At 29.0% G+C, this 15,131-nt stretch carries 14 protein-coding genes and 1 pseudogene; 10 read left to right on the top strand and 5 right to left on the bottom strand.

Annotated elements, in window-relative coordinates; all coding sequences use genetic code 11:
- The first annotated feature begins 1 nt into the window (after position 1).
- Genes L8X28_RS00575 through L8X28_RS00545 form a run of 7 tightly spaced genes read left to right on the top strand, consistent with a single transcriptional unit; the run spans position 2 to position 3,902 of the window.
- Positions 2-247 (top strand): KH domain-containing protein, encoded by a 246-nt coding sequence (locus L8X28_RS00575; protein WP_043019956.1) that lies wholly within the window; start codon positions 2-4, stop codon positions 245-247.
- Positions 237-761, top strand: coding sequence for a ribosome maturation factor RimM (rimM, locus tag L8X28_RS00570; protein ID WP_133318751.1), 525 nt, complete (start codon positions 237-239; stop codon positions 759-761). Before L8X28_RS00575 ends, rimM begins: the two co-directional genes overlap by 11 nt.
- Positions 758-1,462 carry a tRNA (guanosine(37)-N1)-methyltransferase TrmD gene (trmD, locus tag L8X28_RS00565; protein WP_133318752.1) on the top strand — a complete coding sequence of 235 codons (705 nt, stop codon included), beginning with the start codon at positions 758-760 and terminating at the stop codon, positions 1,460-1,462. Before rimM ends, trmD begins: the two co-directional genes overlap by 4 nt.
- 11 nt (positions 1,463-1,473) lie before the next feature.
- Positions 1,474-1,830 carry a 50S ribosomal protein L19 gene (gene rplS, locus L8X28_RS00560; protein WP_012661698.1) on the top strand — a complete coding sequence of 119 codons (357 nt, stop codon included), beginning with the start codon at positions 1,474-1,476 and terminating at the stop codon, positions 1,828-1,830.
- A gap of 1 nt (position 1,831) precedes the next feature.
- On the top strand, positions 1,832-2,185 hold the full coding sequence (locus L8X28_RS00555; protein WP_243705616.1) for a cupin domain-containing protein: 354 nt from the start codon (positions 1,832-1,834) through the stop codon (positions 2,183-2,185).
- Positions 2,186-2,238: 53 nt separating this feature from the next.
- Positions 2,239-3,579, top strand: a complete 1,341-nt coding sequence (locus tag L8X28_RS00550) for a class II 3-deoxy-7-phosphoheptulonate synthase (RefSeq protein ID WP_173776788.1) — start codon at positions 2,239-2,241, stop codon at positions 3,577-3,579.
- A complete protein-coding gene (locus L8X28_RS00545) occupies positions 3,573-3,902 on the top strand; it encodes a Spx/MgsR family RNA polymerase-binding regulatory protein (RefSeq protein WP_263665222.1) in 330 nt (109 codons plus the stop codon). Before L8X28_RS00550 ends, L8X28_RS00545 begins: the two co-directional genes overlap by 7 nt.
- A gap of 52 nt (positions 3,903-3,954) precedes the next feature.
- Here the strand turns inward: L8X28_RS00545 and L8X28_RS00535 are convergent.
- The 5 genes and pseudogenes from L8X28_RS00535 to L8X28_RS00515 all read right to left on the bottom strand — a co-directional run bounded on the left by L8X28_RS00535 (position 3,955) and on the right by L8X28_RS00515 (position 11,898).
- A pseudogene (locus L8X28_RS00535) lies at positions 3,955-6,193 on the bottom strand (autotransporter outer membrane beta-barrel domain-containing protein).
- A gap of 93 nt (positions 6,194-6,286) precedes the next feature.
- Positions 6,287-6,853: an anthranilate synthase component II gene (locus L8X28_RS00530; RefSeq protein ID WP_263665219.1), complete on the bottom strand. Its 567-nt coding sequence runs from the start codon at positions 6,851-6,853 to the stop codon at positions 6,287-6,289.
- Entirely contained in the window at positions 6,850-8,598 is a 1,749-nt protein-coding gene (locus tag L8X28_RS00525) for a bifunctional anthranilate synthase component I family protein/class IV aminotransferase (RefSeq protein ID WP_263665218.1), read from the bottom strand. Before L8X28_RS00525 ends, L8X28_RS00530 begins: the two co-directional genes overlap by 4 nt.
- A gap of 65 nt (positions 8,599-8,663) precedes the next feature.
- Entirely contained in the window at positions 8,664-9,398 is a 735-nt protein-coding gene (gene fliP, locus L8X28_RS00520) for a flagellar type III secretion system pore protein FliP (protein WP_133318758.1), read from the bottom strand.
- Between the two features lie 145 nt (positions 9,399-9,543).
- A complete protein-coding gene (locus L8X28_RS00515; protein WP_263665217.1) occupies positions 9,544-11,898 on the bottom strand; it encodes an autotransporter outer membrane beta-barrel domain-containing protein in 2,355 nt (784 codons plus the stop codon).
- A gap of 162 nt (positions 11,899-12,060) precedes the next feature.
- Between L8X28_RS00515 and glmU the strand changes: the two genes are divergently transcribed.
- The 3 genes from glmU to L8X28_RS00500 are packed head-to-tail and all read left to right on the top strand — an operon-like array spanning position 12,061 to position 15,130.
- The gene (glmU, locus tag L8X28_RS00510; protein ID WP_263665216.1) at positions 12,061-13,353 is read left to right on the top strand and encodes a bifunctional UDP-N-acetylglucosamine diphosphorylase/glucosamine-1-phosphate N-acetyltransferase GlmU; all 1,293 of its coding nucleotides are present in this window, start codon (positions 12,061-12,063) and stop codon (positions 13,351-13,353) included.
- On the top strand, positions 13,350-14,513 hold the full coding sequence (gene coaBC / locus L8X28_RS00505; protein WP_263665214.1) for a bifunctional phosphopantothenoylcysteine decarboxylase/phosphopantothenate--cysteine ligase CoaBC: 1,164 nt from the start codon (positions 13,350-13,352) through the stop codon (positions 14,511-14,513). Before glmU ends, coaBC begins: the two co-directional genes overlap by 4 nt.
- Entirely contained in the window at positions 14,510-15,130 is a 621-nt protein-coding gene (locus tag L8X28_RS00500; protein WP_263660976.1) for a hypothetical protein, read from the top strand. Before coaBC ends, L8X28_RS00500 begins: the two co-directional genes overlap by 4 nt.
- Position 15,131 lies beyond the last annotated feature (1 nt).

The following is a 15,131-nucleotide window of genomic DNA, read 5'->3' as shown; positions in this document are numbered from 1 at the left end:
AATGGTTGAAAATTTTTTAAGAGAATACGCAAAATTAATTGTTGATTTTCCTGAAAAAGTTGATATACAAAAACAAAATTTAGAAAACAATTTTGCTGAAATTATCATTTATGTTGATCCAACTGACACTGGTAAGTTGATCGGAAAAAATGGGAAATTAATCAACGCAATAAAAACAGTTATTATGGCTTATAAAGTTAAAGATGCAACTTCATATCGTATAACGGTAAAAGCTATTGAAGAATGATTTGGTCCAAGTTGCTAAACTTGGGAAAAGTGTTGGTTTGAAAGGTTATGTAAAATTACATAATTTAAGTGATTTTTATGAGCAGTTTAAAGCAGGTGCTAAATTTTTTGATGGTAATCAAAAAATTTACACCATAAAAGCTTTCGATAAAACAAGATCTTTGGTTTTATTTGAAGATTTTGAGAATTTAGAATCTGCAAAAAAACTAACTAATATTACACTATTTCAAAGCATAAAAACTACAAAAGAAACTTGTAAGTTAAAAAAAGATGAGTATTTTTATTTTGATATTATAGGCTGTGAAATTTTTGAAAATGAACAAAAATTAGGTATAGTTGAAGATATTTTAGAAAATGGAGCTGGATTTTTATTCTGTATAAAATGCGATGAAAAACTACAGACAAAGGTTAAAAACTTTTATATTCCTTATGTTGATAAATATATTCAAAAAGTTGATATAGAAAATAAAAAAATATTCACACAATCTGCTTTAGATATTTTAGAAAATTCATGAAATATACTTTTGTAAGTTTATTCCCAGAGCTTATTGAGCCTTATTTTAAAACTTCTATTTTGGCAAGGGCAAAAGAAAAAGGAATTTTAGAATTTGATTTTGTTAATCCTAGAAATTTTACTACAAATAAACATCTAAAAGTAGATGATTATAAGATAGGCGGTGGTGCGGGACTTTTATTACAAGCTCAGCCTTTATATGATTGTTTAACGCATATTAAAAGCCAAGATAAAAATACGCATTTTATTTTTCTTTTACCATGTGCTAAAACTTTTAAGCAAATAGATGCTAAAAGATTAAGCGTCAAAGAGCATATTTGTTTTGTATGTAGTAGATATGAGGGTTTAGATGAGCGTATTGTGGAAGAATTTGCTAATGAAGTGTTTTCTATAGGAGATTTTATACTTACAGGTGGAGAGTTAGCATCTTTGGTGATGTGTGATGCTATTAGTAGAAATATTCAAGATGTTCTTGGAAATAGTGAAAGTTTAAGTGAAGAAAGTTTTGAAAATGATTTATTAGAAGCACCATCATTTTCTAAGCCATTTGTTTTTGAAAAGGAAAATAAAAAATTTTATGTTCCTTCAGAGTTTTTAAAGGGAAATCACGCTAAAATTACAGCTTTAAAAACTACTTTGGCGTCTTGCAAAACGAAATATTTTCGTCCTGATTTGTATCAAAAGCATGAACGCAAATTTTAAGGAATATCGTTATGAAAAATAAATACATTGAGCAATTTGAGCAAAAACAAATTGAAGGTAAAAATGTTCCAGAATTTCGTGCTGGAGATACTTTAAGACTTGCTATTCGCATTAAAGAAGGCGATAAAACAAGAATTCAAAATTTTGAAGGTATTTGTATAGCGCGTAGAGGAAATGGTGTAGATGAAACTTTCATTGTGCGTAAAATAGGCGCTAATAATGTAGGTGTTGAAAGAATTTTCCCTATTTATAGTGAAAGTTTAGAAAGTATTACAGTATTAAGAAGAGGTCGTGTACGCCGTGCTAGATTATTCTATTTAAGAGATAGAAGAGGTAAGGCTGCTCGTATTAAAGAACTTAAAAAATAAAATGAAATTTAGAACTCAAATGCATGAAGTAATTTCTTGGGAACAAGAAATTGAAAATGGCATAAATATATCTAAAAAAATAGAAAATGCTTATGCTAAGGAAATATGCATAAATATGTCAAAGGATAGCTTTATGAAAGATCATAAAGCACCTTTTGATATTACTATACAAGTATTAAAAGGCTCTATTGATTTTGGAGTTTTAAATCAGCAAATTCTACTTAAATCTTTAGATAGCATTAGTTTAAAAGCTAATGAAATTCATAATCTTTTAGCACTAGAAGATTCTATAGTGCGTTTAACTCTATATAAACAAGATAGCCTTGAACGCGTTGAGAGTGTTTTGAAATCTTAATTTAAGTCTCATTTTGTATAATTTTAGCTTACTTAAAATTAGGAAGTTAAGCTATGAAATGGACTAAAGATTCTTGGAAAAATTATAAAATTCAGCAACAGCCGCAATATCCTGATGAAAATGAACTACAAGATGTTGTTAAAAAATTAGAAAAATTACCACCACTTGTTTTTGCAGGTGAGGTAGATAAGTTAAAAAAATCCCTTGCTAATGTTGTAAATTCTCAAGCATTTTTACTCCAAGGAGGAGATTGCGCAGAGAGTTTTGTAAATTTTGGTGCTGATAATATAAGAGATATGTTTAAAGTTATGCTTCAAATGGCCATAGTACTTACTTTTGCAGGATCTTGTCCTATTGTTAAAGTAGGGCGTGTTGCAGGACAATTTGCAAAGCCAAGAAGTAGTGATTTTGAAGAAGTAGATGGAGTAACACTTCCAAGTTATCGTGGGGATATTATTAATGGTTTTGAATTTAATGAAAAATCAAGAATAGCCGATCCTAAAAGAATGCTAGAAGCGTATTATCAAAGTGCTACAACTTTAAATTTATTAAGAGCTTTTTCAAGAGGTGGTTTAGCGGATTTAAGAGTAGTGCATAAGTGGAATTTGGGTTTTTTAAAAAAAGCAGAGCTTGGGAAAAAATATAATGAACTTAGTGAAAAAATCACTCAAGCTTTAGCTTTTATGCAAGCTTGTGGTATCACTGATACCCCAAATCTTTCCCAAACAGCCTTTTATACTTCCCATGAAGCCTTGCTTTTGCCTTATGAAGAAGCTTTAACTAGAGTAGATAGTTTAAGCGGGGAAATTTATGATTGTTCAGCACATATGCTTTGGATAGGTGAGCGTACTAGAAAAGCAGATGAAGCACATGTGCATTTTTTAAGTGGAGTAAAAAATCCACTCGGTGTTAAGCTTAGTGCTAATTATGATTTAGATGAAATAAAAAAGCTAGTAAGTATTTTAAATCCGCATAATGAAGCAGGAAGATTAAATTTCATCATCCGTATGGGATGTGATAAGATAGAAAATGCCTTGCCAAAATTATTTAAAGAGTTAAAACAAGAAGGGTTTAATATACTTTATAGCATAGATCCTATGCATGCAAATACGGTTAAATCAGGTAATTTTAAAACAAGAGAATTTGATAAAATTATTCAAGAAGTGCGTGCGTTTTTTGAGATAGCTATGAGTGAAGGAGTGTATCCTGGTGGGGTACATTTGGAAATGACAGGGCAAAATGTAACAGAATGTGTAGGAGGCTCTTTAAATATCACTCAAGAAGAACTTTCTAAACGCTATGAAACACAATGTGATCCAAGATTAAATGCTGACCAAGCTTTAGAATTAGCATTTATCATAGCAGACTTAGTTAAAAAGGCAAGAAAATGTTAAAATTTTATGGTATTAAAAATTGTAATAGTGTTAAAAAGGCCATGGATTATTTAAATTCTAAGCAAATTGAATTTGAATTTTTAGATATTAAAAAGCTAGATGAAGAAACTTTAAATTTTTGGCTTAGTAAAAGGAGTGTTTTAGAGCTTGTAAATGCAGCGGGTATGAGTGCTAGAAAATTAGGGTTAAATAAAGAAAAACTTCAAAATTTAAACCAAGATGAAATTAAAGTGATGATTTTGCAAAATCCAACGCTTATAAAACGCCCATTAATTGTAAAAGATGATGAAGTTTTTATAGCTAAAGAATATGAGAGTTTTTAAAATGCTAGAGTGAAAAACTCTAGCATTTAGGAGTTTCTCAAAAAATATTTTTTTAGAATTTGTATTTAAAACCTACTTGACCACTTACATAAGTTTCATTTTTACCATCTGTTTTACCAGCTAGTATTTGTTTAGCTCCAATACCTGCATTTAGGCTAAATTGCTCGTTAATATCTACATTTCCACCTATGATGATTTGTCCATAAGTTTTTTTCTTATCATCACTTTTTACGCTAGGTAGCGCTACTCCATTTAAACTCGCCACATAATCATCTCCATTATTCATTACATATTGTTCTATTTTTGGAGTGATAAATAAATATGATGTTTCGCTCATATATTTTCTAAATTCAGCACCAAGTTCTAAAGAAATAGAATTATTACTAGCGCTATTGACATCTTTTCCTGCAATTCCGTTTTCTTTATAGCTTGGGGTATGTGCATAGTAGTAGTTTGCTCCGGCAAAAGGTTTGATAAATAAGGTATTATTACTAAAATCAAAAATATATCCCATATTAGCACTCAAACCAAGGAATTTTCTATTAAAGTCAGCACTATTTGTAGTGTTAAATCCTCTATTTACAATATCTTGATCTGTTGGAGAAATTTGAGCATAAGCCTTAACATTAACTTCTGCCTTTGGACTTATATGGATATTAGAATAAGCACCAAATTGGAAATTATCTGATTTTTGGGTTAAAAGATTATCTTTTATTTCAGCGTTTGCATAAGTAAAATAAGCACCAATAATAACATCATCGTTAATTTTTCTATCCATACCTATAGTGGCTCCATATAAAGCCACTATCTCCATCTATGATGTTTGCACCGCCTATTACATTACCCCAAATGCTGTTATTATAATTATCAATATAATTTCCTCTATAATCATTAGTAGCAAATCTTATTTGAGATAATTTTGTAGCGTAATTTCCATAAGGATTATTTAACATAGCTACACGAGAACCTATAGATACATCATTTGATACATTGATAGTTGAGTTTATACCTGATGAGGCTTGATTTACATTTGAGATAGATTTAGCTGAATCTTTTATATCATTTGCTACTTGTTCCCCGACTTTATCAAATTTAATACTACCTATTGCATTTAAATTTCCGCCAATTTTAAGTCCATCTAAAATTTTAGAAACAAAGTCTTTGTTAGAAGCTGAAACACTAGAATCGTTTTTAATGTAATCATCATTAGAGATTATTCCACTTCCAGCATTGCTAATCATATCTTGAATTTGTTTTATTTGCTCATTAATTTTTGCAATAGCTTCATCAATTTTTTCTATATTAACACCTTCATCATCTTTGGCATCTTCTAAATCAGTTTTAATTAATTCTAGATATTTTTTATCGCTTTCTAGAATCATCTTATTGTTATTTACATTTTCATTTGCACCACCACTAATTAAAAGCTTATTATCTTTTGTAGAAAGTTCATATTCAACAAAATCTTTTACATCCATAGCTCTTACAACTTCATAATCAAGTCCTAAGTCTTTGTTGCTCATACCAACAATGCTTTCAAAATTTTTACTTATGTTTGCACTAGCTTTGTTTGAGCTTGTTATATCTTCATTAAACCCTTCACTTGCACTCATAAAAACATAATTATTTAAAGCTAAATCACCAAAACTTGTTGTTCCTATGGAAAAGTTTGAATTTGTGATATTTGCTTTACCATTTACTTGTATATGATTTTGACTTTTATTACCACCTATAGTAAATAGAGTAGATTGATCTGCTGTAAAATTTCCATTTACTTCAAGAGAGCCTTGTAGGCCATGTCCATCGCCGATTAAAATAGCTGAAGATTTTATATCATCTAAAACACCTTCTGTAGGACTAGATGAACCTTTTATACTAAAATCTCCATTAACGATAGATTTTCCATTTGTGCTTTGAAATATTACATCTATAGCTTCAGTTTTTTTAGCATTGATGGTATAATTTGTTACATAGGTAGAAATATCTCCATGTGAAATATTTTTAATAGTAAGATCGTTAGAACCTAAATTAATATTCACTGTCGCAAGATCTTCATAGCCTTCTTTTGCTATGCTGTTAGGTAGATCTGTATTGTTGATATTTATGGTTAAATTGCCATTAGTATAATCATTTTTTAAAGTAAAATGTTGCCCATCATTTGTTTCAAAATGTTGTTCCATACTACCATCGCCATCAGCAATAGTAATTTCTTGAGCTAAAGCGGCACTGCTTAATAAAGCACTAATGCTAACTCCCATTAAAACTTTACTTGTGTAATAAGAAAGTTTCATTTGATTACTCCTTGTAAATTTAAATTGAAAAAAGCATTATACCCCTCCCCTAAATTTAAGTTTAAAGTAAATGAAAAAAATATAAATATTAGATTATTGCAAAGTAAGAAAGTTTTTAAGTAGCTTTTTGCCATTTTGACTCAGTATGGCTTCAGGGTGGAATTGAACTCCATAAATATCGTATTTTTTATGTTTTAAAGCCATGATGATATTATCTTCACTATGGGCTAAAATTTCACATTTTTTACCTATATGATTAACATAAAGAGAGTGATATAAACAAATTTTAAAATTTTGTTTAATATTTTTAAAAAGTGGGTTTGGTTTGAATTTTATAGTTTTTACCTTACCATGAGTTGGGTTTGGAAGTTTAGAAATTTTACCACCAAAAACATGTGCTATACATTGGTGTCCTAGACAAATTCCAAGAATTTTTTTATCTTTTTTAAAATATTTTATAGCTTTTAAACTTAACTTTGATTCTTTTGGAGAATTTGGTCCAGGGGAGATTAGAAGATGGGTAAAATCATATTTTTTAAGCTTTTTTGGATTTTTGAATTTATCGTTTTTAATAATTTTATAAGTAATGTTTAATTCTTTTAAATAAAAGGCTATGGTGTAGGTAAAAGAATCATAATTATCTATAATCAAAACTTTCACAAAAATACCTTTTTTAAGCCTCTTAAAGAATTAATAGCATAAATTTCTTTAGCATTTAAAAGCTCATCTTTAGTGATATCTTTTTCTTTGATGAGCTTGTGTTTTAAGAGTGTTTGTCTATAAATACCATTTAGGCAGTTTTTAGCATAAGGGGTAAAATACTCATCATTTAAATTTATAATAATGTTACTTCTTGAACCCTCACAAAGTATGCCTTTTTCATCAAAAAAAACTATGTCATAGCAAATATTTTCTTTCCATAGATGAGAATTTGCCTCATATAAACTACGCAGAGAAGTTTTATGGTGTGTTAAAAGATTTACTTTTATGATGTCTTTACTTATGAGTAGTTTTTTGCTTGAAATTTCTTGTATATTGCTAAAATCAAACTCATAGAGGCCATTTTCAAAAAGTTTTAATTTAATAGTCTTTGAGCCTTTTTGAGTAAAATTACTTTTTGTAAAAAAATGATGATGATTGAAAACAAAATTGTTAAAATTTTGTAAAGATTTAAAATGGAATTTTTTATCTTTACTCTCTAGTATATTTTTAAAATCATGTTTTAATCTTTGAGTATCAAAGCCAAAAAAATTAGCTGAGTTTAAAATTCTTGTCAAATGTTCTTTGAAAAATAAAATAGAATGATTTTTATAATACATTGTTTCAAATAAATAAAAGTTAGGTTTTAAAATTTTACTTTTTAGTTTTAATTCTTCAAATTCATCTTGTTTTTGTGAGTCCCACACAAGTCCGCTTCCTACACCATATCTTAAAAAATCATCATTATTTTTTTTCTCTAAAGTGCGTATGGCTACGCTAAATTTTGCTTTATCTTTATGGATTAAACCTATCGCTCCACAATAAATCCCGCGTTTTCTTTGCTCTAAATTTTCTATGAGTTTAATAGTTTCTATTTTGGGTGCACCTGTGATAGATCCACATGGAAAAAGGGCTTTGAAAATTTTAAAATAATCATTTTTTGGCTTTAATTTCCCACTTATTTTTGAAATGAGTTGGTGTAAGGTAGGGTAGGTTTTAACCTTAAAAAGTTCGCATTTTAAAGAATGTTTTTTGATGAGTTTTGAAATATCATTGCGTAATAAATCAACTATCATTACATTTTCGCTAATAGTTTTTTCATCGCATTTTAAAAAGTTTTTTAGACTTTCATCTTCTTTTGGATTATTTGAGCGTTTGATTGTGCCTTTCATGGGTTTTGTGATGATTTTTTTATTTTTGATTTTAAAAAAAAGTTCAGGTGAAAATGAAGCCAATTCTAAAAATTCATTTTTCATATAAGCTTTATAGGGGGTATTTTGCTTAGGATAAAGGCTTAAAAAACTCTCATACACATTAAGATTTGATTGTAAACGTAGTTCTTGAGTAAGATTAACTTGATAACTTTGACCTTTAGCTATGGCTTCTTTGACTTTGTCAAAGTTTTCAAAATACTTTTCTTGGTTTAAATTGGATGAAAAACTTGGATAAAAGTCTAATTTTTTTTCTTCGTTTGTAAAGATTTTTTTTGATTTAAAAGCAAAAAAATATAAAAAAGGCTCTTTGCTTTTATAATTTTTATCTTCTAGATATTTATAGAATTCATATTGAATATAGCCTAAAAAATAATATTGATTTTTATATTTTTCTATGATTTTAAAAGCTTTTTTACTTTCTTTTTGAGTGTGAGCTTTAAGAGTGAAGGCAAGATCATCATAAAGGTATTTTCCAAATATAGCAAATGCCATTTAAAATCTTTGATTTAGAAAAATACAAATAAAGCTAATAATACACATATTTTTGCTCTAAATTGCTAAGTTAAAAAGCTTTTGACGAGATTTTGTATAAGCAAATTCCATCCATCTACCAAAACAAAAATAAGCAATTTAAAAGGCATGGAAATCATAACAGGTGGTAACATCATCATACCCATAGCCATTAGCACTGAGCTTACTACCATATCAATAACTAAAAATGGCAAGAAAAGTAAAAAGCCTATTTCAAAAGCAGTTTTGAGTTCACTTATCATAAAAGCAGGCACTAAAACCGTTAAAGGAACATCATCTATGGTTTTTGGATTTTCTAAATTTCTGATCCTATAAAAAAGTGCTAAGTCTTTTTCTCTGGTATTTTTTAACATGAAATCTTTAAAAGGTTTAACGCCTTTAGCAAAGGCTTCTTCATAGCCTATTTGTTCAGCAATATAGGGTTTTATGCCTTCATTGTATGATTTTGTAGCAACAGGTTCCATAATAAAAAAAGTTAAAATCAAAGCTAGTGTCGCTAAGATAGTATTTGGAGGCATGGTTTGTGTGCCAAGAGCAGTTCTTAAAAAAGAAAAAACTACTATAAGTCTTAAAAATGAAGTCATTACAAAGATGATAGTTGGAGCAAGTGCTAGTATAGTTAAAACTATAATTATATTTAAAGTTGTTACGAGCTGTTGAGGGCTATTTGGGGCACTAAGGCTTAAATTTACAGTTGGTATAGTTGCTTCAGCACCAAAAAGAGCTAGGCTTGATAAAAATAAAACTAGTAAGACCCTCAAAATATTTCCTTGGTTAAAATTAAAAGCATTATTTTAGCAATTTTACTCTTAAAAATGCAATTTATATGATTGAATTAATGGTTTATTTTTAAAATGCTAGAGTGAAAAACTCTAGCATTTAGGAGTTTCTCAAAAAATATTTTTTTTAGAATTTGTATTTAAAACCTACTTGACCACTTACATAAGTTTCATTTTTACCATCTGTTTTACCAGCTAGTATTTGTTTAGCTCCAATACCTGCATTTAGGCTAAATTGCTCGTTAATATCTACATTTCCACCTATGATGATTTGTCCATAAGTTTTTTTCTTATCATTACCTTTGATGATAAAATTTGAATTTGATCCAACAAATCCAGCTATATAATCATCTCCATTATTCATTACATATTGTTCTATTTTTGGAGTGATAAATAAATATGATGTTTCGCTCATATATTTTCTAAATTCAGCACTGAGTTCTAAAGATATGGAATTATTTGTCATACTTTGAACATCTTTTGCAAACATACCACTTTCTTTATAACTTGGAGTGTGTGCGTAGTAGTAATTTATACCAGCAAAAGGCTTGATGAATAATGATGATGAATTTGGATTAAAAATTCTACCGGCATTAGCACTTAAACCAAAGAATTTACTATCAAAATCAGCCTTATTAGAATCATTTAACATTACAACACTTTGATCTGTTGGAGAAATTTGCCCGTAAGCTCTTAGATTAATTTCCCATTGATCGTTTGGATTAATTAAAGAATAAATACCAAATTGATAGTTATCTGATTTTTGTTCCATAACTCCATCTTTGATAGTTGAATCAGCATAAGTAAAGTAAAAACCAAGCAAAGCATTATCATTGATTTTTCTATCAGCACCTAGTGTAAATCCATATAAAGCACCACTATCTCCATCTATGATATTTGCACCACCAAAAACATTACCCCAAAAGCTATTATTAAATGAAGAATTTCCATAATAATTATAAACATCGCTTGCTAGTGCTGCTATATGGGTTGTAGCAAATTTTTCTACTAAAGCTTTATCTTGATAAGGATTTGAAAGTTTTGCTATTCTTGTTCCAATTGCTAGGTCATTTGCTACACCTATAGATGAATTAACAGAAGAATTTTGAGCATTATTTACTATAGCTTTTGCACTTGCTTTTGTATTTGTGGTAAGTGTGTTTAGATTTTTTCCTGTGGTATCTAGAGTGAGTGCTGCGATAGCATCATTGCTAAGTTTAGAATCTAAAATACTATTTAGCATATTTACAGCTAAATTTTTATTTTCTAAGCTAATATCTTTCATATTTTCAACTAAATCACCACCATCAAATTTTCCACCATTATCTTGTATATCTTGGATTTGTTGTTCTAATTTTTTAATTTGTTCTTGCAGTTCTTTTTCTGCTTGTGCTATGGCCTCAAGCATAGCATCATCGCCAATATATCCTGGTTTTTGGTAGGTTCCAAATCCAGAATTTTCTAAATTTTCATTTCTTTTAATATCTTCTTTTATATTATTAAAGCTATCTAAAGCTTCTTTTCTAATATCAATTTCAGATTTTAATATTTTTGATAAATCTCTTACATTTTCATTAGCACCACCGCTAATTAAAAGACTTTTGCCATCATTAGAAACACTAAGTTTATAATCTGTAAATTGAGCCAAATCAGTATCTTCAAAAAATACATTTTTTGGAAGTAAATTACTTGTTTCAAGCATGCTCGTTATATCTTTAGTATATAGTGCCGTTACTATGTTTTTATCTATATCTTGGTTAAAATTGCCTGTTGTTTTTATAGCTACATAGTTGTTTATACCTAAATTTGAAACACTATTTGTGCTTATGCCTATAGCTGAATCTTTTATATTTACATCTCCATCTACAGAGATTAAGCCACCTTTTTTATTTGCATCAAATATACCAATAAAAGAATTGTTTACATTTAAATTTCCTTGTATGCTCATATAGCCATCTTTTTCGCCATATCCATTCCATACATCTAAACTAGGTCTATCAAGTTCTTCGTTGCTTATATTATCATTTGTTATAGGCGAGCTACCATTAAGTGTAACATTTCCTTTTATATTAAAAGCTTTATTTGCTTTTAAAGAAGTTTGATCTTTATTTAAAATAATTTCTTTTGCTTCTAAATTAACACTATATAAATCATATCGTGCTTCATTAGTTGAAGTTTCACCTAGATCTACCCAATCTGAATCAGATCCTATGGTTAAAATACCACTTGTTTTGATATTAATTTCTTTTATTGTCTTTCCAGCCCCATTTATACCTTCTTGGATAGGATATAGTTGGAGTATACTCGGACTTATTTTTAATTCTATATTTTCTTTAGAATCTAAACTCCAAATTCCATCTTTATAGTTAAAAAAATCAGAAAAATTTCCATGATTTATCTCTTGAGCTAAAGCAGCACTGCTTAATAAAGCACTAATGCTAACTCCCATTAAAACTTTACTTGTGTAATAAGAAAGTTTCATTTGATTACTCCTTGTAAATTTAAATTGAAAAAAGCATTATACCCCCCCCCATAAATTTAAGTTTAAAGTAAATGAAAATCTGTAAAAAACAAATAACAACTAGTAAGAATTTTTACTTTAGCTTGTTAAAATAAGCAATAATTTTTAAAACAAAGGTAAATTATGAAAATTTCTGTGCTTATTTTGGCTGCTGGACTTGGCACGCGTATGAAATCACAAAATCCAAAAGTGCTTCAAAAAATTTGCTCAAAAGCAATGATTTTACATATTTTAAAACAAGCATATAAAATTAGTGATGATGTATGTGTGGTGCTTTCTCATCAAAAAGAAAAGGTTGAACAAGTTGTTTTAGAGTATTTTCCAAATACACGCTTTTTAGAACAAGACTTGCAAAATTTTCCAGGTACTGCAGGGGCTTTAAGGGGTTATGAGAGTAAGCATGAAAAAGTGTTGATTTTATGTGGCGATATGCCTTTAGTTAAAGCAGATGATTTAGAAAAAATAGCTTTAAATGAGAGTGATTTTAATGTGGCAGTTTTTGAGGCAAAAGATCCAAAAAGTTATGGAAGAATAGTTTTAAAAGAAAATAAAATTCAAAAAATAGTAGAAACAAAAGATGCAAGCAAAGAAGAGCTTGCTATAAACATTTGCAATAGTGGTGTTTATGCTATAAAAGCACAAATTTTAAAAGAAGTATTGCCTTTGATAAAAAATGATAATAAAGCTAAAGAGTATTATTTAACCGATGCGGTTTATTTAGCAAAAGAAAAGGGCTATGAAATCGATGCGGTGTTTGTAAATGAGCAAGATTTTATGGGGGTAAATGATAAAATTGAGCTTTGCCTAGCTCAAGATCTTATGCAAGAAGCGATTAAAAAAGAATGGATGAAGCAAGGAGTGATTTTTCACATGCCTGCGACGACTTTTATTTCAGATGAAGTTGAGTTTGTAGGTGAGTGTGAAGTGTATGAAAATGTGCGTATAGAAGGAAAATCAAAAATCATTAATTCTATCATCAAAAGTTCAAGTGTGATTGAAGATAGTATAGTAGAAAATAGCGATGTAGGGCCTTTAGCGCATTTGCGTCCAAAATGTCAGCTTAAAAATGCCCATATAGGAAATTTCGTAGAATGTAAAAATGCTTTATTAAATGGAGTTAAAGCAGGGCATTTGAGTTATTTAGGGGATTGTGAGATAGATGAGGGAACTAACATAGGTTGTGGCACTATCACTTGTAATTATGATGGGGTTAAAAAACATAAGACCAAAATAGGTAAAAATGTTTTTGTAGGTTCAGATACGCAATTTATCGCTCCGGTTGAGATAAAAGATGAGGTAATCATCGCAGCAGGAAGCACCGTGTGTAAGGATGTAGAAAAAGGCTCTTTGTATATTAATAGAGCAAAGACGCAAATTATAGAAGATTTTTACTATAAAAAACTAGGTAAAAAATGAAAACAATCTTACTAGCAGTAAGTGGAAGCATAGCCTTTTATAAAGCTTATGAGCTTATTTCTTTATTAAAAAAAGAAGGTTTTAGGGTTAAAGTTTTACTAAGTTTGGGAGTTTTAAAATTTGGCACTAAGCTTAGCTTTGAAGCTTTAGCGGATGAAGTTTTATGTGAAGATAATGAAAGTTGGCAAAATACTAATAATCATATAGCTTTTAGTAAGACTTGCGATTGTGTGCTTTTTGCGCCTGCTAGTATAAATTCTATTAATAAATTAAACTATGGTATAGCAGATAATTTATTTATTCAAACTTTAATAGCAGTAGATAAAAATAAACCATTTTTAATCGCACCCGCTGCAAATACAAACATGTATTTACATTTTAGCACTCAAAATTCTTTAAAAAATTTAAAAGAGCAAGGCTATATTATCATTGATCCTATAGTTAAAACTCTAGCTTGTAAAGATGAAGGCTTAGGAGCTTTGGCTGAGCTTGATAGTATTATAAATGCTTTAAAAAGAAGTCTAATGCAGGAAGATTTTTTTAAAGATAAAAGTTTTATTGTAAGTGGTGGTGGCACTAAAGAAAAAATTGATGATGTAAGATGTATTAGTAATTTTTCAAGTGGAAAAATGGCAAAGGCGGTTGCTGATGCTTTATATTTTTTAGGTGCTAAGGTGGTGCTAATTAGCTCAGTAGAGTTTAAAACACCTTATAAATTAGAAAAATTTGAATCTTCTTTAGAACTAAAAGAAAAATTGCAAAAATACAAAGATTTTGATGCTTTAATTATGGCTGCTGCTGTGAGTGATTTTACTCTTGAGGCTTACAAGGGTAAGGTTAAGAAAAATGAGCATTTAAACGGACTTGATTTAAAATTAAAGCTGAATGAAGACATCTTAAAAAATTTAGATTTTAAAGGCAAAAAAATAGGCTTTAAAATGGAATTTGATGAGCAAAATGCTTTAGAAAATGCTAAAAAATCTTTAGTTAGTAAAAATTTAGATATGGTGTGTTTAAATGTCTTAAATGGGCAAATGAACTTTGGAAGTGATGAAAATAGCATTTGTTTTATCACTAAAGATAGCATCTCTCAAAGTTCTAAACAAAGCAAAGAAAAACTTGGTTTTATTTTAGCACAAGAATTAAGGAAGCTTTGGTGAATATCATCAACTCAACCTTACCTGTAAGAATGCAAATTTTAGAAAAACGCGCATATAATCGCTATGTATTGCTTTTAAACACTAAAAAGCTTGAAACAAAAAGTTTGATAGAGCTTGAAGTAGGGGAGGAATATTTAGCTGAAGTTTATGAAGATAAAGGCGTGATTTCTTTTAAAAATCTTTTGAAAAAGCCTAAAATTAGACTTTTTGAAGAAGGGACTGAACTTATAGAAAAGCTTTTACAAGAAGGTGATGAAAAAGCTTGGTATAAAAAATTCATTATCCAAAGACTTATGGAAAGCAAAAGCGCATATGAGTTTGAAATTTATAAGGAAATGTTTTTTGCGTTTTTTGAAGGAATTTATCATATACCTTTTGTTTATGAGGGAAATAGAGCTTTATTTGAAGCTAAGAAAAATGGAAATATTTTAGAGGTATATTTGTATTTTGAAATTTTTGGTGCTTTAAAAATTATAATTGATAATGGTAAAATCATACGCATACAAACACCTTTTGCCAAAGTAGCACATTTTTTAAACGAGTATTTTAAATTTGAAGTAGTTAATACGCTCAATCCTATGTTTGTTTTTAAAAGATTGATGGATATAAAGGGATAGA

The sequence above is a fragment of the Campylobacter sp. CNRCH_2016_0050h genome, from assembly GCF_025772605.1.
Classification (GTDB): Bacteria; Campylobacterota; Campylobacteria; order Campylobacterales; family Campylobacteraceae; genus Campylobacter_D; species Campylobacter_D lari_D.
This window is presented reverse-complemented; position numbering and strand designations above follow the sequence as displayed.